The organism is Cupriavidus sp. F041 (assembly GCF_057814235.1).
On sequence record NZ_JBVASY010000002.1, the window covers coordinates 4,458,669 to 4,476,430 of the forward strand.

20 protein-coding genes and 1 pseudogene are annotated in these 17,762 nt (G+C 64.6%); 18 read left to right on the plus strand and 3 right to left on the minus strand.

The annotated features are described in order from the left end of the window. Nucleotides 1–12 precede the first annotated feature (12 nt). The 4 genes from ACZY0R_RS37810 to ACZY0R_RS37825 all read left to right on the plus strand — a co-directional run bounded on the left by ACZY0R_RS37810 (nucleotide 13) and on the right by ACZY0R_RS37825 (nucleotide 2,039). On the plus strand, nucleotides 13–342 hold the full coding sequence (locus ACZY0R_RS37810) for a hypothetical protein (RefSeq protein WP_035859082.1): 330 nt from the start codon (nucleotides 13–15) through the stop codon (nucleotides 340–342). A 208-nt stretch (nucleotides 343–550) separates the two neighbouring features. Then, nucleotides 551–1,183, plus strand: coding sequence for a response regulator (locus ACZY0R_RS37815; protein ID WP_045238298.1), 633 nt, complete (start codon nucleotides 551–553; stop codon nucleotides 1,181–1,183). A 187-nt stretch (nucleotides 1,184–1,370) separates the two neighbouring features. After that, the gene (locus tag ACZY0R_RS37820) at nucleotides 1,371–1,778 is read left to right on the plus strand and encodes a response regulator (RefSeq protein WP_488865760.1); all 408 of its coding nucleotides are present in this window, start codon (nucleotides 1,371–1,373) and stop codon (nucleotides 1,776–1,778) included. Nucleotides 1,779–1,895: 117 nt separating this feature from the next. Beyond that, entirely contained in the window at nucleotides 1,896–2,039 is a 144-nt protein-coding gene (locus tag ACZY0R_RS37825; protein WP_488865762.1) for an entericidin A/B family lipoprotein, read from the plus strand. A gap of 262 nt (nucleotides 2,040–2,301) precedes the next feature. Here ACZY0R_RS37825 and ACZY0R_RS37830 read toward each other — a convergent pair. Beyond that, nucleotides 2,302–3,660, minus strand: a pseudogene (locus ACZY0R_RS37830) (CHASE3 domain-containing protein); the annotation flags it as partial. A gap of 297 nt (nucleotides 3,661–3,957) precedes the next feature. Between ACZY0R_RS37830 and ACZY0R_RS37835 the strand changes: the two are divergent. The 4 genes from ACZY0R_RS37835 to ACZY0R_RS37850 all read left to right on the plus strand — a co-directional run bounded on the left by ACZY0R_RS37835 (nucleotide 3,958) and on the right by ACZY0R_RS37850 (nucleotide 5,170). Then, nucleotides 3,958–4,131 (plus strand): DUF1328 family protein, encoded by a 174-nt coding sequence (locus tag ACZY0R_RS37835; protein ID WP_035859073.1) that lies wholly within the window; start codon nucleotides 3,958–3,960, stop codon nucleotides 4,129–4,131. A 77-nt stretch (nucleotides 4,132–4,208) separates the two neighbouring features. Beyond that, on the plus strand, nucleotides 4,209–4,370 hold the full coding sequence (locus tag ACZY0R_RS37840; RefSeq protein ID WP_035859071.1) for a DUF1328 domain-containing protein: 162 nt from the start codon (nucleotides 4,209–4,211) through the stop codon (nucleotides 4,368–4,370). Between the two features lie 64 nt (nucleotides 4,371–4,434). After that, nucleotides 4,435–4,860 carry a glycine zipper domain-containing protein gene (locus ACZY0R_RS37845; protein WP_488865765.1) on the plus strand — a complete coding sequence of 142 codons (426 nt, stop codon included), beginning with the start codon at nucleotides 4,435–4,437 and terminating at the stop codon, nucleotides 4,858–4,860. 109 nt (nucleotides 4,861–4,969) lie between these two features. Beyond that, a complete protein-coding gene (locus ACZY0R_RS37850) occupies nucleotides 4,970–5,170 on the plus strand; it encodes a hypothetical protein (protein ID WP_488865767.1) in 201 nt (66 codons plus the stop codon). A 206-nt stretch (nucleotides 5,171–5,376) separates the two neighbouring features. On the opposite strand, the gene ACZY0R_RS37855 is transcribed toward ACZY0R_RS37850, so the two are convergent. Beyond that, a complete protein-coding gene (locus ACZY0R_RS37855) occupies nucleotides 5,377–5,700 on the minus strand; it encodes a DUF1840 domain-containing protein (protein WP_045238295.1) in 324 nt (107 codons plus the stop codon). A gap of 246 nt (nucleotides 5,701–5,946) precedes the next feature. On the opposite strand from ACZY0R_RS37855, the gene argS reads away from it, so the two are divergent. From argS to ACZY0R_RS37880, 5 genes are all read left to right on the plus strand, one after another. Then, a complete protein-coding gene (gene argS / locus ACZY0R_RS37860; protein ID WP_488865769.1) occupies nucleotides 5,947–7,740 on the plus strand; it encodes an arginine--tRNA ligase in 1,794 nt (597 codons plus the stop codon). Nucleotides 7,741–7,856: 116 nt separating this feature from the next. Then, a complete protein-coding gene (locus ACZY0R_RS37865; RefSeq protein ID WP_488865771.1) occupies nucleotides 7,857–8,636 on the plus strand; it encodes an SPOR domain-containing protein in 780 nt (259 codons plus the stop codon). 77 nt (nucleotides 8,637–8,713) lie between these two features. Continuing rightward, nucleotides 8,714–9,352 (plus strand): thiol:disulfide interchange protein DsbA/DsbL, encoded by a 639-nt coding sequence (locus ACZY0R_RS37870; RefSeq protein ID WP_488865773.1) that lies wholly within the window; start codon nucleotides 8,714–8,716, stop codon nucleotides 9,350–9,352. Nucleotides 9,353–9,489: 137 nt separating this feature from the next. Continuing rightward, nucleotides 9,490–10,290 (plus strand): SDR family oxidoreductase, encoded by an 801-nt coding sequence (locus tag ACZY0R_RS37875; protein WP_488865775.1) that lies wholly within the window; start codon nucleotides 9,490–9,492, stop codon nucleotides 10,288–10,290. Then, the gene (locus tag ACZY0R_RS37880) at nucleotides 10,287–11,120 is read left to right on the plus strand and encodes a helical backbone metal receptor (protein ID WP_488865777.1); all 834 of its coding nucleotides are present in this window, start codon (nucleotides 10,287–10,289) and stop codon (nucleotides 11,118–11,120) included. Before ACZY0R_RS37875 ends, ACZY0R_RS37880 begins: the two co-directional genes overlap by 4 nt. Nucleotides 11,121–11,478: 358 nt before the next feature. Here the strand turns inward: ACZY0R_RS37880 and ACZY0R_RS37885 are convergent, their stop codons facing one another. Beyond that, nucleotides 11,479–12,558, minus strand: a complete 1,080-nt coding sequence (locus ACZY0R_RS37885; protein WP_488865779.1) for an MBL fold metallo-hydrolase — start codon at nucleotides 12,556–12,558, stop codon at nucleotides 11,479–11,481. Between the two features lie 218 nt (nucleotides 12,559–12,776). Between ACZY0R_RS37885 and ACZY0R_RS37890 the strand changes: the two genes are divergently transcribed. The 5 genes from ACZY0R_RS37890 (at nucleotide 12,777) to can (ending at nucleotide 17,690) form a co-directional block, all read left to right on the plus strand. After that, nucleotides 12,777–13,214 (plus strand): MerR family transcriptional regulator, encoded by a 438-nt coding sequence (locus ACZY0R_RS37890; RefSeq protein WP_488865781.1) that lies wholly within the window; start codon nucleotides 12,777–12,779, stop codon nucleotides 13,212–13,214. Between the two features lie 127 nt (nucleotides 13,215–13,341). Then, on the plus strand, nucleotides 13,342–13,800 hold the full coding sequence (locus tag ACZY0R_RS37895; RefSeq protein WP_045243255.1) for a PaaI family thioesterase: 459 nt from the start codon (nucleotides 13,342–13,344) through the stop codon (nucleotides 13,798–13,800). A 68-nt stretch (nucleotides 13,801–13,868) separates the two neighbouring features. After that, nucleotides 13,869–15,050 (plus strand): isovaleryl-CoA dehydrogenase, encoded by a 1,182-nt coding sequence (locus tag ACZY0R_RS37900; protein ID WP_488865783.1) that lies wholly within the window; start codon nucleotides 13,869–13,871, stop codon nucleotides 15,048–15,050. 133 nt (nucleotides 15,051–15,183) lie between these two features. Next, complete coding sequence (gene aceK / locus ACZY0R_RS37905; RefSeq protein WP_488865785.1) at nucleotides 15,184–17,022, plus strand: bifunctional isocitrate dehydrogenase kinase/phosphatase; 1,839 nt, start codon at nucleotides 15,184–15,186, stop codon at nucleotides 17,020–17,022. Further along, complete coding sequence (gene can, locus ACZY0R_RS37910; RefSeq protein WP_035874454.1) at nucleotides 17,019–17,690, plus strand: carbonate dehydratase; 672 nt, start codon at nucleotides 17,019–17,021, stop codon at nucleotides 17,688–17,690. Before aceK ends, can begins: the two co-directional genes overlap by 4 nt. Nucleotides 17,691–17,762: the final 72 nt, after the last annotated feature.

The window sequence follows — 17,762 nt, forward strand, 5'->3', positions numbered from 1 at the left end:
AGGAGCCTCTCAATGAATAAACTGCTGATCTCCCTTTCCGCTCTCTCGATCGCTGCCGCTTCCTCGCTGGCCATGGCGCAAGGTACCGGCGTTGATGCGAAGGCTGGTGCCACCGGCGCCATCTCGGCGCCCGCGGTCAGCGCACCCGCAGACAAGGGTGCGGCCGCTGGCGCAGGTGTGAACGCCGGCCTGGACGCCAAGGCAGATGCCGCTACCGGCGCGCAGGCCAAGCCCACCGCCAAGACCAAGAAGCACACCAGCCACGCCAAGAGCAAGAAGGGCGAAGCCGCGGCCGACACCAGCGCGGCCGCCGATACCGGCGCGGCGACCAAGGTCCAGTAAGCCTGGGCCGGCAAGCCTGGAGCGCGCCGAGCGGTGCGCGGCCGGGCTGGAACGAAAGGGACGGGTTCAGCCCGTCCCTTTTCCGTTCGCGCGGCCTGCACGGGGCGTGTCAGCCTTACACCGACATTCGCGCAGCTTTGCAAGCACTACAATGCATTAGCCCCGCCGCTCCCGAGAGCAGGGGCATCCATGCCCCAGGGAGAAGCCCATGATTCGCGTTTTGATCGCCGACGATCACCAGATCGTGCGCGCTGGTCTGCGCCAGTTCATTGCCGACGAGCCCGATATCCGGGTGGAAGGGGAAGCTGCCAGCGGCGACGAAGTGATGACGCGCCTGCGCGAGCTCGAGTTCGATGTCGTGGTACTCGATATCTCGATGCCCGATCGCAATGGCATCGACGTGCTCAAACTGCTGCGCCAGCGGCATCCCGACCTTCCGGTGCTGATCCTTTCCACTTATCCGGAAGACCAGTACGCCATCAACCTGATTCGCGCCGGCGCGTCCGGCTACCTGACCAAGGAAAGCGCGCCCGACGACCTGGTCAAGGCGATCCGCACCGTGGCCCAGGGCCGGCGCTATGTCAGCGCGAACGTGGCGGACCTGCTCATTGGCGGGCTGGATAAGCCGACCGACCAGCCGCTGCACCAGACCTTGTCCAAGCGCGAGTTCCAGATTTTCTGCAAGCTTTCGCGCGGCCAGTCGGTTTCGGTGATCGCCGAGGAACTGTTCCTGAGCGTCAAGACGGTAAGCACGTACCGCTCGCGCATTCTCGAAAAGATGGGCATGAAGACCAACGCCGACCTGACCTACTACGCCATCAAGAACGGTCTGGTGGAGTAGGCGGCGCGGGCGCGATGCGCATTCCACTGCGTTTGCTATCCTGCGTGGCCCGCCTCCGGATGCCCCCGCGGTGGCCCTGCAAGCCGTGGATCCGGCGCTGCCGGAACGGAAATCCCCCGCCGGCGCGGTGCCGCTGTAGGACGGACGCCGATAGTTTCTCTCCATACTCTGTTGCTACCATTAAGTCATGTTGGATCAAGCCGCAGCCCCTTCGTATCGAGCGCTGCGGGTCCTGCTAATCGAGGACTCGGCGGTCTTGCGAGGTATGTTGCTTGAATACCTGAGCGCATTCCCGTTTGTCGAGACTGTCGATTGGGCGGATACCGAAAGCTCGGCGCTGCGCCTCTACGAGGCGGGCAAGTACGAGGTCGTCATCGTCGACCTGCAATTGCGGCAAGGCAATGGCATCAATGTACTTCGTGCCATGCAGAAGACCCAGGCATCTGGCATCCGCATCGTGTACACCAATCACGCCCAGGTGCCCACTTACCGGCGCCAGTGCACCGAGGCCGGGGCGGACTATTTTTTCGACAAGTCTCTCGAACTTGAGCAGGTGTTCCGCGTCATCGAGGAATACGCGCAGTCGGGCGATTGAATTGTGCGCGTTCTTGTCTCGGGACGGTGGCATTGGATGACGCATTCAGGTCGGTCCGGCAGTACCGGTAATCCCTATCGCGGCCATGCCGCGTCAACCTGGAGCAAGGAGAAGATCATGAGAAAGCTGATGGCGCTGTGTGCCCTGGCGGGTGTCGTCCTGGTGACCGGTTGCAACACGATGGCCGGCGCCGGCAAGGATATCGAAAAGGGCGGCGAGAAGGTGCAAGGCGCCGCCGAGAGCACCAGGCAGAAGATGTAAGGCGGGAATCGCTGCGCCCGGACGGGCACGGCAAAGCAAAAGGGGCTCCGCGGAGCCCCTTTTGCTTTGGCTGGCCGTATTACGGCCCGGTATCCTGGCCCTGCTGGCGCGGCGCCTCGCCGCCGGGCGTGGCCGTGGGTGCGCCGGTTGGCGTGCTTGCGGCCATGCTCGCCGGCGCGACCACTGGCGTATCCGGCGGCGCACTTTCAGGTTCATCCTGCAACTGATCGCCGAAGTCGTCATCGTCTTCGCGCGGCGGCGCTACGATGGCATCGGTCAGCGGCACCTCGACCCGGATGGTCACGCCGGCGCCGGCCTCCGAGCGGATGTCCAGCGTGCCGCCCAGCGCAATCACGCGCTGCTCCATGCCCAGCAGGCCGTGGTGGCCAACGCCGCGCCGCGATTCGAAGTCCGCCGGCAGCCCGCACCCGTTGTCGCCCACGGTCAGCAGAAGCACGCCGTCGGCGCAATCCAGCTTAATGGCCACGCGCCTGGCATCGGCATACTTGCTCGCGTTGGTCAGCGACTCCTGCACGATACGGTAAAGCGCGATGGCCGCGTCGTCGCGCAGCGGCGGCACCGCTTCGGCAAGCTTCACATCCGAGTCCCACTGATTGCGCGCGGCGACCTCCTCCACCAACTGGCCGATGGCTTCCTTCAGGCCCAGGTTGAGCAGCACCGTGGGACGCAGGTCTTCGATCAGGCGCCGCTTGATCTGGATGCCCTGGTCCACATGCAGCATCACGCGGGTGAGCTTTTCCGCCACGTCGGGATGGGTTTCCTGTATGCGGCGGCGCACCCAGTGCATATCGAGCTTGGTGGCGGTCAGGATGGCGCCGAGTTCGTCGTGCAGTTCGCGCGCCAGCCGCGTCTTCTCGTCCTCGGTGACACGTTGCAGGTGAGAGGCCAGTGCCGATAGCTGGCGGGTGCGCGCGCGCACCATGCTGTCCAGGCGCGCGCTTTCTTCTTCCAGCTCGCTGCGCGCGGCTTCCGATACCGCCATGCGCCGCGAATGCTGCAAGCCCACCACGATCAGCAGCACGATATTGATGGCGGTCAGCAGGCCAATGCCGTAACGCGACAGCGCGAGGTCGCGGTCGGCATACTCCAGACTTTGCGACACCGATCCGGCTTCGCGCTGGAGCAGTGCCTCCAGCCCGCGCCGCGCGTTGTCCATGGTCTGCTTGCCGAAGTCGGTGCGCACCAGGTCCAGCGCCACTTCCACGTCGCGCTTGCCGTAGATCAGCGTCAGGTCCATCTCGGTCAGCTTGCGGTTGACGGCGGTAGACGCCTGCGTGAACAGCTTGAGCGCTTCCGCGTCGTCCGCGTAGCGGTTGCGCAGTGCGCTCATCAGCGCATTGATGCGGGGCAATGCCTGGTAATAGGGTTGCAGATAGCTCTCCTTGCCTGTCAGCAGGAAGCCGCGCTGGCCTGCCTCGGCATTGACCAGCTCGCCAAGCAGGGCGGTGATCTGGCCCTGCACCTGCTGCGACTGGATCACCTGCGTATATCCCTGTCGCAAGCGGATGTTGCCCGCCTCGGAGGCGATCAGCACCACTACGGTAAGCACGATGCCGCCCGCCAGCAGCAAGGTGGAGCGCAACAGTGACTGCTTGAACATTGTCGTTTCCCGAAATCGGGTGCCTGGCCGGTGGGCGTTCCCGCGCCGCGTGGCGTGGGGAAAGGTCCGGGCCTGGCATGTACCCTGTCGGCGTCGATGGAAGCACATCGACGGCCCCCGGTCAACCTGCACTGCGCGGCCGCTGCGCGCGAGGCTGCGCCAATCCTGATCCTGTAGGAATCGGCTGACAAGGGAATCGGTGCGCCATCGGTGTCTGCGCGGCGAGGCGGTTTCTACCATGTAGCCATGACCTTGCGCAGTCTCGCGCAAGCCAGCCAGGGGAGAGGGAGAACGTCAATGCTGAAATGGGCGCTGATTTTTGCTGTGGTTTCCGTGGTCGCCGGCTTGCTTGGATTTACAGGTATCGCTGCAGGCGCGGCCGGCATTGCCAAAATCCTGTTCTTCATCTTCCTGGTGCTGTTCGTACTGTTCCTTGTCCTGGGCGTGACCGTGTTCAAAGCGGTGAAATAGCCAGGCGCCAGGTGCTGCCACTTGCCAGGCCCGCGCTGCCTGGCGCGGTAGCGCTATTCACTTAGGGAGCCATCACCATGTTGCACTACGCAGTCGTGTTCTTTGTCATCGCCCTGATTGCCGCCGTGTTCGGCTTTGGGGGCATCGCAGCAGGCGCGGTCGAAATCGCCAAGATCCTGTTCTTCATCTTCCTGGTGGTTGCCCTTGTGACCTTCGTGATCAGCTTGGTCAGACGCTAGGCGGAGGCGGCGCACGGCACGAAGGGAATCACAGAGCGTCCTCAGACGAAACGGAGATTAGGCGATGCTGACCAACAACCCGAAGGTCCGAAAGGAAGTGAACCACCTGGCCGATAGTGCCGAGAGCACGGTCCGCCAGATCAGGCATGCCGCGCGCGATACCTGCGATGCTGCGGGGCCGGTTGCCGGCGAGGTCAGGGCACTGATCGCGCAATTCGAGCAAACCATGGAAGTGCTGGGGCGCGAAGGCTCGTCCGAAGCCGTGGGGGCAGGACGCCGGCTGCACGACCGCACGCGTGCGCTGGGCGACCACCTGCGCCGCGCCACGCTGGAGGGCGCAAGCCGGGCACGAGAGCGCGTCGATTACGCTGTGGACGGCGTTCAGCAGAGCGTGGTTGCATCGCCGCTGAAGGCGATCGGCATAGCAGCGGCTGTGGGCGCTTTCGTCGGATTGCTGCTGGCTGCCAACGGACGCAACAGAGAGGACTGATGCGCCGCGTCCGACCGCACTGAAGCACGCACTGAAACAGGTCGAAGCACATCGCAATTGCGCAGGCCCTGCAGAGGCCATCCCCCAACCCCGCAGGAGCATGATCGCCATGGACACCCCGGTTACAGAGAAGCCCGTCGTCGGCAAAGGCAAGAGCCAGCAGTCCCGGAACGAGAAAGGCGCAAGCGGCGGCTTCCTGTCCGACGCCAAGGCATTGCGCGAGCGCGCCCGCAAGCAATCCAGCGCCGTTAGTGATTCATGCGCCTCATCGAATAAAGCGATTCTTCCCCCTTCCGGATCCACTCCCTGATCCGGCGCGCCCGGCCAGGAACATCGGCCGGGCTTTTTTTTTATATCAATCGGGGATTTTGGGCGGAAGAGGGGGCGGCGCGAGGGCGAAGCCGGAATGCGCCGCCGGCGGAAAGGGTGCCGGCGGCAAGGGCTCCGCCGCGGCGGGGGAGCCGCCAGCCGGCGCCTGCCTCCGCCACTACGGGCCGTTCAGGTCCGGCGCGGCGCCTACACGCCCCACATGACCTCGGTGTTCTCGCGCAGGGAAGCGCGCAGCATGTCGAGGAATGGGTAGGCCCGCTGGCCCAGGTGCAAGGGCTCCTCTTCCTGGTCCTCATCCTGCTTGCCCGGTGATACGGACGACTCGGCCGGGTGCACCTTCTTGGCGTCCGTCACCGCGGCTTCCAGTTTGTGGATGCAGCGAGGCAGTTCCTCGGTGGTGATCACCCCGCGCTCTCCCAGGTGCTTGCCGATAATCCCCAGGAGCGTGACGGCAAGATCCCTCATCATGATGAGATCTTGCGACGCGTGGGATTTGAAGGTGATCAGCATGATTTATCCTTTCCTTGGCGTACAGCGAAGTACATGACCGCGCGGCTTGTCCGGGAGTCGGTCCGGGGTGCGCAACGGCCGGTTTGAGGCCCGCTGCATGATGTCAGCATAGCACCTGATAAAATTCCGCGTTCTGCAATTCATTGCCTGCCATGCGGCGCGGCCTCCACATGCCGCCCGTGACGGTGCCGCCGCTTCCGGACCGCCGCGGCGGCACCAGACAACCGCCTCAGGGCCACGACATCCATGCTGCCAGTTCAGACCACCAATCTTGCCGCTGCGTTCAACGACGCGGTGCGCGCACTCGCTCCGGCCGACGCCGTCCTGCCCGCGGCCACCTTCGAACGCCCCAAGGTGGCCGCCCACGGCGACCTGGCCTGCAACCTCGCCATGCAGGTTGCCCGCTCGCTCAAGCGCAACCCGCGCGAGCTGGCCCAGCAGATTGTCGATGGGGTCAAGGCCGATGCGCGTACCGCCGGCCTGGTGGCCGGGCTTGAGATTGCCGGTCCCGGCTTTATCAACTTGCGCCTGACGCCGGCCGCCAAGGCCGACGTGCTGCGCGCGGTGCTCGAGCAGGGCGACCGCTATGGCGCCCAGGAGCAGGGCGCGCGCGGCAAGGTGCTGGTCGAGTTCGTCTCGGCTAACCCGACCGGTCCGCTGCACGTGGGGCACGGCCGCCAGGCGGCGCTGGGCGATGCGCTTGCCAACCTGCTGGACTGGCAGGGTTTCGCCGTGCACCGCGAGTTCTATTACAACGACGCCGGCGTGCAGATCCAGACCCTGGCGACATCCGTGCAGGCGCGTGCCCGCGGCCTCAAGCCCGGTGATGCCGGCTGGCCTGAAGCGGCCTACAACGGCGACTATATCGCCGACATCGCCGCCGACTTCCTGGCCGGCAAGACCGTGCGGGCATCCGACGGCGACGCCGTGACGGCGTCCGGCAACGTCGAGGACATCGAGTCGATCCGCAAGTTTGCCGTGGCCTATCTGCGCAACGAGCAGGACATCGACCTGCGGGCGTTCGGCGTCAAGTTCGACCGCTACTACCTGGAATCGTCCCTCTACAGCGACGGCAAGGTAGAGGCCGCGGTGAAATCGCTGGTGGACAAGGGCAAGACCTACGAGAACGAAGGCGCGCTGTGGCTGCGCACCACCGATGACGGCGACGACAAGGACCGCGTCATGCGCAAGGGCGACGGCACCTATACCTACTTCGTGCCGGACGTGGCCTACCACACCAGCAAGTGGGAGCGCGGCTTCACCAAGGTCATCAACGTGCAGGGCAGCGACCACCACGGCACCATTGCGCGCGTGCGCGCCGGCCTGCAAGGGCTGGATATCGGTATCCCCGTGGGCTACCCCGACTACATCCTGCACAAGATGGTCACCGTCATGAAGAACGGCGAGGAGGTCAAGATCTCCAAGCGCGCCGGTTCCTATGTGACCGTGCGCGACCTGATCGAGTGGAGCAACGGCGCGGAAGGCGGCGAGACCATCCGCGGCTGCCTGGAAGCCGGCGTGGCCGACTGGCCCGGGCACTTCACGCGCGGGCGCGATGCGGTGCGCTTCTTCCTGCTGTCGCGCAAGGCGGATACGGAATTCATTTTCGACGTTGACCTCGCGCTCAAGCAGAACGACGAGAACCCGGTGTATTACGTGCAGTACGCCCATGCCCGGATCTGCTCGATCTTCGAATCCTGGGGCGGCGCCGACTGGGAAGCCAGGCTTCCCGCGCTGGCCGGCGCCGACCTGGCGCCCGTGACCGGCCCCGATGCCACCCCGCAGGCGCTCGCGCTGGGCCAGCGCCTGGCCGATTTCCCGGACATGCTGGCGGCGGCGGCGGACGAACTGGCGCCGCACGCGGTCGCCTTCTACCTGCGGGACGTGGCGGGCGATTTCCATGCCTTCTATAACTCCGACCGCGTGCTGGTGGATGACGAGGCCGTCAAGCTGGCCCGTCTGGCGATGCTGGCCGCGACGCGGCAGGTGTTGCGCAACGGGCTGGCGGTGATCGGTGTCTCGGCGCCGCAACGGATGTAAGCGCTCTGTGCCGGGGGCGCGTCCCCCGGCACGAGCAAGCGTGTCGTCTTGACCACAGACAGTGATGCCGGGATTGGCGCAGGCTCTATAATCGCGCCATCACGCTAGAGGAATTCATGCAACAGCAACGCAAGCGCGCCCCGCGCAATGCCAGCCGCGCCCCGCAGCGCGGAGGTACGTTCCTGGGACTGGTGCTGGGCCTGATCGTCGGCCTGGCGATCGCGGTAGTGGTCGCCCTGTACATCACCAAGTCGCCGGCGCCATTCCAGCAGAAGGGCGCGCAGAAGCCGTCCGAGCCCGGCAATGTCGTCAGCAACCTGCCCGCCCCGGCGCAGGAAGCCCCGACGGATCCCAACAAGCCGCTGTGGAGCAAGACGCCGGCCAAGCCCGTCGGGCCCGCCGCCGAGCCCGAGCAGCCCGCCGGTCCGGCGCCCACGGTGAAGCCGCCTGAGCGCCAGCCCCCGGTGGCCGCCAACCGGCCCGCCGAAAAACCGGCTGAGAAGCCAACCGAGAAGCCGACCGAGAAGCCCGCGGAAAAGCCGGCCGAGAAGCCCGCGCAGAAACCGGCGGAAAAGCCTGCCGAGAAGCCCGTCGAGAAGCCGGCCGAGAAGCCCGTCGCCGATCCGATCGCCGAGATCGCCCAGGCCGATGCCAACAAGGTTGGCTACCTGCTGCAGGTGGGCGCCTTCCGTTCGCAGGACGACGCCGACCGCCAGAAGGCCAACCTGGCCATGCAGGGTTTCGAGGCCAAGGTGACCGAGCGCGATGTCAATGGCGTCAAGCTTTATCGCGTGCGCCTGGGGCCGTTCAGCAAGATCGAAGATATGAACCGCGCGCGCGACCGGCTGCAGTCGTCGGGCTTCGAAGCTTCGGTGATCCGTTTTACCAAGCAGTAACAACCCGGGGCGTTTGCTGAACCGGGACGCCCCGCCGCTGTCATACGCTCATTGCCCATTTTCGAAAGCCGCGCCATATGAAGAAACTCGCCACCTTGTTCGCCACGCTGGTCGCCGTGACCGGTTTCCTGATGACCGCGCCCGCCCAGGCAGCCGCGCCCACTTCGGGCAAGGAATATCAGGTCCTGAAAGCGCCGCAGCCCGTCGCGCCGGGCAAGATCGAAGTCACTGAGTTCTTCTGGTACGGCTGCCCGCACTGCTTCGATTTCGAGCCCGAGCTGGAAGCCTGGGTGAGCAAGCAGGGCAAGGACGTCGTGTTCAAGCGCGTGCCGGTGGCTTTCCGCGACGACCTGCTGCCGCACACCAAGATCTTCTATGCGCTGGAATCCCTCGGCAAGCTTGACGCCATGCACAGCAAGGTCTTCAGCGCCATGCACGTCGACCGCAAGCGCATGCTGGACCCGAACGAGATCGCCGACTTTATGGCCAAGAACGGCATTGACCGCAAGGCGTTCCTCGACGCCTACAACTCGTTCTCCGTGACCACCAACTCGCAACGCGCCAACAAGATCGCGGACGCCTACAAGATCGACGGCGTGCCGACCATCGTGGTGCAGGGCAAGTACGTGACCTCGCCGTCCATCGCCGGCACCAAGGGCGCGGCCATCCAGACCATGGATTACCTTGTCGGCCAGGTACGCGACAAGAAGATGTAAATTCCCTGCGGCGGCCAGCCCTGGCCGCCAGCGGTCGACCGGCACCGCCGGCGCCGGCGCGGCGCAGCGGCGTCCGGCCCGCGCCGGGATGGGGCTGTCGGCATGAACAGTGTTGCAGTTTCCCCTGGACCCACCCGATGCGAGCACTGAAAGTCTTTCTTACCGGCGCGTCGAGCGGACTCGGCCAGGCCCTGGCGCGCGAGTACGCGGCGCAGGGCGCCATCCTCGGACTGGTTGGCCGGCGCGAAGACGTGCTGCGCGAATTTGCCCGTAGCCTGCCCAATCCCAACGCGGTGCGCGTTTATGCCGCGGACGTGCGCGATGCCGCCGCCATGCAGCTCGCCGCCCAGGACTTCCTCGATCATTTTGGCTGCCCCGATGTGGTGATCGCCAACGCCGGCGTATCGGTCGGCACCGTGGCCAGCGAGCGCGAGGATCTTGAAGCCTTCCGCATGGTGATGGACACCAACTGGTTCGGTGTACTCACTACCTTCCAGCCGTTCATGCAGCCCATGCGCGAGCGCGCTCCCGGCGCCGGCGGCTGGCGCGGCACGCTGGTCGGCATTGCCAGCGTGGCCGGCGTGCGCGGGCTGCCCGGCGGCGGCGCCTACAGCGCCTCCAAGTCCGCCGTGATCAAGCTGCTCGAAAGCCTGCGCCTGGAACAGCGCCGCGAGCGCATCCGCGTGGTCACCATCGCGCCCGGCTATATCCGCACGCCGATGACCGAGCACAATCCCTATCGCATGCCTTTCCTGATGGATGCCGACGTATTCGCCCGCAAGGCGGTGCGTGCTATTGCCGCAGGCCGCCGCTTCGCCGTGGTGCCGTGGCAGATGGGCGTGGTGGCATCCATCCTGCACCTGATGCCGCGCTGGCTTTACGATGCGGTTTTCTCGCGCGCGCCGCGCAAGCCGCGCAGCCAGGACAAGCAGTCGTGAACTGGCAGGATGCCGCAGGCGTTTTGCATGGCCCCGCTGCCGGGGAGGTGCGTATCGCTTCGCTGGTGCCATCGGTGACGGAGCTGTTGTTTGCGCTGGGGCTGGGGCCGCAGGTGGTGGCGCGCACTGGCTTCTGCATCCATCCCGAGCCTGCCGTGCGTGCCGTTGCCAAGGTGGGCGGCACCAAGGACGTCAAGCTTGAGCGCCTGCGGGCGCTGGCGCCTACGCATGTGGTGGTCAATATCGATGAGAACCGCCGCGAGACGGTCGATGAGATCCGGGGTTTCGTTCCGCATGTGATCGTGACTCACCCGTGTGCGCCTGAGGATAATCTTGCGCTTTATCGCTTGCTCGGCGGCATCTTCGGCCGGGTTGCCGAAGCTGAGTCGCTATGCGAGGCGATGGAGTTCGAGCTGGCGCAGGTGCGTGGCCGGATTTGGCCCGAGCGCAAGGTGCTGTATGCGATCTGGCAGGATCCGTGGATGACGGTGTCCAGGGATACCTATATCAGTCGCATGCTGGCGTTGGTCAACTGGCAGACCTGGCCTTCGGCGCAAGCCATGCCGGAAGCCTGTGTCGACGGGGATTGCAGCCGGCCCAATACGGCGGACACCCGCTATCCGAGTTTTCGCTGGAGCGAGGGGCTGGTGCGGGAGATTGATCTGGTTTTGCTTTCCAGTGAGCCTTATCGGTTTACCGAGGCGCATGTGGATGCGCTGGAGCGGCAGATCGGGAAGGAGGTCTTGCTGATCAATGGGGAGATGGTTTCCTGGTATGGGAGTCGGGCGGTTGAGGGGGTTGGGTATTTGGCGCGGTTTGCGGGTGCCTGACTTTGAAGTCAAAGGCTTAAAGGCTTAAAGTCAAAGGCGGTTTCACCACCCCTGCGGGGCGGCGACCTACTTTCTTGTCTTGCCAAGAAAGTAGGCAAAGAAGGCGCGCCGGATGGGGCGACCCCCCCTCGTCGGCAGACAAAAAGAGCGGCCGGGACCCAAACTCGCATCGCCTTAAGGCGATACTCAAACATGGGTCCCTCTTTTCCGCTCTTTTTGCCTGCCGACGAGGCGCCCCATACGGCCTGGTACACCTTGACGGCTCGCTTCGCATCGCGCTGGGAGGGCGACCCGCCTTTCGGGCGCGCCACATGGCTATGCTGTTCTCGGTCCGTATGCCAAGCCCAGGACTTCGATGTCAGGAAAGCATCGTGAACCTGACTACGCCGTCGGCCCCGACTTCCCGGCTGACTTCCCCCGCATGCCACAACAGGTGCAGGTGGGCCAGCGCTTCGCCCATCGCGAACGTCATCTGGTGAATATCAAATTGCCGCTTGAACATGACGCCGACGATGTCATGCGCATTGCACGGCTTTTCCGCGCAGGCCGCGCGCGTCTCGGCCAGGCGATCTACATGGTGCTCGCGCAGTTGCCGGATCCGCGTATGCAGATTCCGGAAGGGCTTGCCATGCGACGGCAGGATCAGCACATCCTCGGGCAGCGGCTCGTACTTGCCGAGGGAATCCAGGTATAGCTTGAGCGGATTGGCTTCCGGCTCCATGTCGAACACGCTGACATTGGTGGAGATGCGCGGCAGCACCATGTCGCCGGAAATCAGCACATTGATGCCGGCGTTGTACAGCGCGACGTGTTCGGGCGCGTGGCCAAAGCCGGTGATCACGCGCCAGCCGGACCTGGCGGGGTCGGTGCCGATATTGACGATATCGCCGTCCATCATGCGCCGGTACTGGGTGGGCAGGTCGGGCACCAGCGATGGGTAGTAGCTCTTGCGCGCGCGCAGCTTTTCCAGGCTGTCGGGGTCGGTCAGGCCGTGGCGGGCGAAGTGGCTGGCGGCGAAGTCGCCGCCGGCGTTGGAGCCAACGCCGCCCCCGCCACCCATCACGCGGGCGTTCATATAGTCGCCCAGGCTCATCCATAGCCGTGCGTCCCAGCGCTTGCACAGCCAGTGCGCCAGGCCGATGTGGTCAGGGTGGCAGTGCGTAGCCAGCACACGCAGCACCGGCAGGCCTTCGAGTTCATTGGCGAATACGGTTTCCCAGTGCGCCTTGATGGTGTCGTTGGTGACGCCGCAGTCGATGATGGTCCAGCCGTCGTGGCCGTCAATGCGGTCGCGCAACAGCCACAGGTTGATGTGGTCCAGCGCGAAGGGCAGGGGCATGCGGAGCCAGTAGACGCCAGGCGCGACTTCCTGCCGCGCGCCGCCGGCCGGCATGGTGTCGCCAAACGGATATTGGAGTTGGTGTTCGAGTGCGTTCATGGGGGAGTCTCTCTCTCGTCCGAAGCCCTGTGCATGCGCTGCCGCATGCAGGCGGACTTTCTCGTTGTCACGGTCCGTCGCAAAATGGCGATGCACACCACGGTTGCCAGCTGCTTTGCTTGACGCTAACGTTAACGTCAACTGGAGCGGGCTTTTTCAATATTAAGCGAAAACTTCATTCTGTACCGAACGACCGTTCACTTTTTTACTGGGCCACCATGCCAGATTTGCCAGCCACGCCGACGTACACCATCACCGATCTCGCCCGCGAGTTCGATGTCACGCCCCGCGCTATCCGTTTTTATGAGGACCAGGGCTTGCTGGCGCCCGAGCGCGAAGGCCCGAGCGGGCGCAAGCGTGTCTATAACGGGCGCGAGCGCACCCGCCTGAAGCTCACGGTGCGGGGCAAGCGCCTGGGCCTGACGCTGAACGAAATCCGCGAGATCCTGGATCTCTACGAATCGCCGCGCGACACGGCGCCGCAACTCGAGCGCTTCCTGCACTCGCTGGCGCACCATCGCGGCACGCTGGCGCGCCAGCTCGAGGACCTGCAGGCACAGCTTGCGGAAATCGATCAGCATGAACGGCAGTGCCGGGCACTGCTGGCGGCCCAGACAGGTGCGGAAGGCCCTGCGGACGAGCAAAAAAGCGCCTAATGCGGCATTATAAACCGCTCTTTGGTGGATTTGATTGACGTTTACGTAAACGTAAATAGAATAGCTTCTCAGCCCATCGTCCGCGCCGGGCCTCTGCGTTGCCGGCCGGCGAACAAAAGGAAAGCCCATGCCTCTCGCCGTCGAATCCACCTCCTTGCCGGCCGCGCGCGCGGACGCGATCGCCACCAGCTTCGCCCGCCAGGGCCTGATGACCACCTTCGGCGCGGCACTGACGCGGGTGACGCGCGGCGAGGTTGAGATCGCCATGCCGTGGTCCGAGGGCGTGACCCAGCAGCACGGTTTCTTCCACGGTGGCGCCGTGGGGGCGCTGGCCGACAGTGCCTGCGGCTACGCGGCGCTGTCGATGGTGGGCGAGGGTGAGGCGGGGCTGACCGCGGAGTACAAGATCAACCTGCTGTCGCCGGCCAAGGGCGAGCGCCTGGTAGCGGTGGGCCGCGTGCTCAAGCCCGGCCGCACGCTGATCGTGGCGCAGGGCGATGTATTCACCGAGACCGCGGGCGTGCGCAAGGCGGTGGCCACCATGCTGATGACCTTGTGCGTGGTGCGCACGCTTGACCACGTTTGAGACCCGTCGCGGCGCAAGATCGCGAAACCCGTAAAACACGAGTAACTGAACCGGATCAGGAGACCGCCATGACCGACCTGCCAGGCCTCAAGTTCGACTTGGGCGAAGACATCGAGATGCTGCGCGAGAGCGTGCGCAACTGGGCACAGGCCGAACTCGCTCCGCGCGCCGCGGAGATCGACCGCACCGACCAGTTCCCGATGGACGCCTGGAAGAAGATGGGCGATCTCGGCGTGCTCGGCATCACCGTGGCGGAGGAATACGGTGGCGCCAATATGGGCTACCTGGCCCACATGATCGCGATGGAAGAGATCAGCCGTGCTTCCGCCTCGGTCGGCCTGTCCTACGGCGCGCACTCCAACCTGTGCGTGAACCAGATCCACCGCAACGGCACCCCCGCGCAAAAAGCCAGATACCTGCCGAAGCTGGTCTCCGGCGACTGGATCGGCGCACTGGCCATGAGCGAGCCCAATGCCGGCTCCGACGTGGTGAGCATGAAGCTGCGCGCCGACTTCAAGGGCGACCGCTACGTGCTCAACGGCACCAAGATGTGGATCACCAACGGCCCGGACTGCGATGTGCTGGTGGTCTACGCCAAGACCGAGCCGGACCTGGGCGCGCGCGGCATGACCGCCTTTATCGTCGAGAAGGGCATGAAGGGCTTCTCGGTGGCGCAGAAGCTGGACAAGCTGGGCATGCGCGGCTCGCACACCGGCGAACTGGTGTTCCAGGACGTGGAAGTGCCCGTCGAGAACATCCTCGGCGCGGAGAACGCCGGTGCCAAGGTGCTGATGAGCGGGCTGGACTACGAGCGCGCGGTGCTCTCCGGCGGCCCGGTCGGCATCATGCAGGCCTGCATGGACGTCATCACCCCCTACATCCACGACCGCAAGCAATTCGGCCAGAGCATTGGCGAGTTCCAGCTGATCCAGGGCAAGGTGGCCGACATGTACACCACGCTGCAGGCGGCACGCAGCTATCTGTACACGGTGGGCAAGAACCTGGATTCGCTGGGCACCGAACACGTGCGCCAGGTGCGCAAGGACTGCGCCGCGGTCATCCTGTACACCGCCGAGAAGGCCACCTGGATGGCCGGCGAGTCGGTTCAGATCCTGGGCGGCAACGGCTATATCAACGAATACCCGGTCGGCCGGCTGTGGCGCGACGCCAAGCTGTATGAGATCGGCGCCGGCACGTCGGAAATCCGCCGCATGTTGATCGGAAGGGAGTTGTTCTCGCAAACCATGTGATGCCGGCGCTGCATGGCGACGGCGCCCGGCCTGGCGCCGCGCCGGCCATGCCGGATTGACCGAAAGAGCACTCGCCCTGCCGCCGAACCAATTTACAATCTCCGGAACCCCCCAATCGTCATCGGCCTGCGTCATGTCCCACTTCCCAAAGCTGCTGTCCTCGCAGATTGCCTATGACGTGGCCCGCACCATGCTGGACGGGTTCGACAAGCATTACCGGCTGTTCCGCGAGGTCAGCCACCAGGCCAAGGTGAAGTTCGAGGCGGCCGACTGGCAAGGCCTGCAGCAACTGCAACGCGACCGCATCGCCTTCTACAACGAGCGGGTGCGCGAAACCAGCGTGATCCTGGAAGACGAATACGACGCCGAGAACATCGAGGACGAAATCTGGCAGCAGATCAAGCTGCACTACATCGGGCTGCTGACCAACCATCACCAGCCGGAACTGGCCGAGACGTTCTTCAACTCGGTGTGCACGCGCATCCTGCACCGTTCGTACTTCAACAACGATTTCATCTTCGTGCGCCCGGCCATCTCGACCGAGTACATCGAGAACGAGGAATCTCCCACCAGGCCGACCTTCCGCGCCTACTATCCGGGCAGCCGCACGGGCATGGCGGCGTGCTTCGAGCGCATCGTCCACAATTACCAGCTCGAGCGTCCGTTCGCCGACCTCACGCGCGATATCAGCTACGTGGTGCGCGCCGTCACCGAGTATTTCGGCGACTTCCGCATTGCGCCGAATTTCCAGATCCATGTGCTGTCGTCGCTGTTCTTCCGCAACAAGTCGGCCTTCATCATCGGCCGCATCCTGAACGCCGACCGCACTTTCCCGCTGGCGATTCCCATCGTGCACACGCCCGACGGCAAGCTGTCGCTCGACACGGTGCTGCTGAAGAAGGTGCAGCTGCTGATCCTGTTCTCCTTCACGCATTCCTACTTCATGGTGGACATGGAGATCCCGTCGGCGTACGTGACCTTCCTGCGCGACATCATGCCGCGCAAGCCGCGCGCGGAGATCTACACCTCGCTGGGTTTGCAGAAGCAGGGCAAGAACCTGTTCTACCGGGACTTCCTGCATCACCTGCAGCATTCGTCCGACAAGTTCATCAGCGCGCCGGGCATCAAGGGCCTGGTCATGCTGGTGTTCACGCTGCCTTCGTATCCCTACGTGTTCAAGGTGATCAAGGACTACTATCCGGCGCCCAAGGAGACCACGCGCGAACTGGTCAAGTCGAAGTACCAGCTGGTCAAGCAGCATGACCGCGTGGGCCGCATGGCCGATACGCTGGAGTATTCCGACGTGGCCTTTCCGCTGTCGCGCTTCGACGACGCGCTGGTGCGCGAGCTGGAGCTGCACGCGCCGTCGATGATCGAGTACCAGCGCGGCAAGGACGGCGGAGAGGAAATCGTCGTGCGGCACGTCTACATCGAGCGCCGCATGACGCCGCTCAATATCTGGCTGCAGGAGGGCTCCGATGCGCAGGTCGAGCACGGCGTCGTGGAGTACGGCAACGCCATCAAGGAACTGATCGCCGCCAATATCTTCCCCGGCGACATGCTATACAAGAATTTCGGCGTCACGCGCCACGGCCGCGTGGTGTTCTACGACTACGACGAGATCGAGTACATGACGGACACCAATGTCCGCCACGTACCGCAGCCGCGCAACGAAGAGGAGGAGATGTCGGGCGAGGTCTGGTACAGCGTGGGCCGGCACGATATCTTCCCCGAGACCTACCGCAGTTTCCTGCTGGGCGACCCGCGCGTGCGCGCCGCCTTCCTGCGCCACCACAAAGATTTCTTCGATCCTGCCATGTGGCAGGGGCACAAGGACCGGCTGCTGGCCGGACAAATTCACGATTTTTATGCCTATGACGTTTCAGAACGCTTTGTCAATCGCTATGCCGCCGCGGCCTCAACCCGGGCTAAATCCGGCGACCAGTCAGAACCGGCAAGGAGAGTCGCATGAGTGACGCCATCGCCCAGCTGTTCCGCAACAATCGGGAGTGGGTCGACCGCGTGAATGCGGAGGATCCGGGTTTCTTCATGAACTTGGCAAACCAGCAGGCGCCCGAGTATCTGTGGATCGGCTGCTCCGATTCACGCGTTCCGGCCAACCAGATCCTGGGGCTCGCGCCGGGCGAAGTGTTTGTCCATCGCAATATCGCCAATGTCATCGCGCACAGCGATCTCAACGCGCTCTCCGTGATCCAGTTTGCAGTGGAATTGCTCAAGGTGCGCCACATCACGGTGGTGGGCCACTATGGCTGCAGCGGCGTCAAGGTCGCGCTCAAGCGCCAGCGCGTCGGGCTGGCGGACAACTGGCTGCGCCACGTGCGCGACGTTGCCGACAAGCACGGCGCCTACCTCGGCACCATCACCCGCGAGGAAGACGCGCATACGCGGCTGTGCGAGCTCAATGTGATCGAGCAGGTCAACAACGTGTGCCAGACCACCGTGCTGCAGGATGCCTGGGACCGTGGCCAGCCAGTCACCGTGCACGGCTGGGTCTACGGCGTGTCCGACGGCCTGCTGCGCGACCTCGGCATGGCTGCCAGCAGCAATGACGAACTGCACGAGCAGCTCGAAGCGGCCTACCGCCAGTTCGGCGATCCGCCGCAGGCGTCGATCCGCTAGGCGCCGGCCTCGCACGCATCGGCAAGCAAAGAGAGATTCAGGAAGAGCCAACAATCGCCGCCACGTATCGCG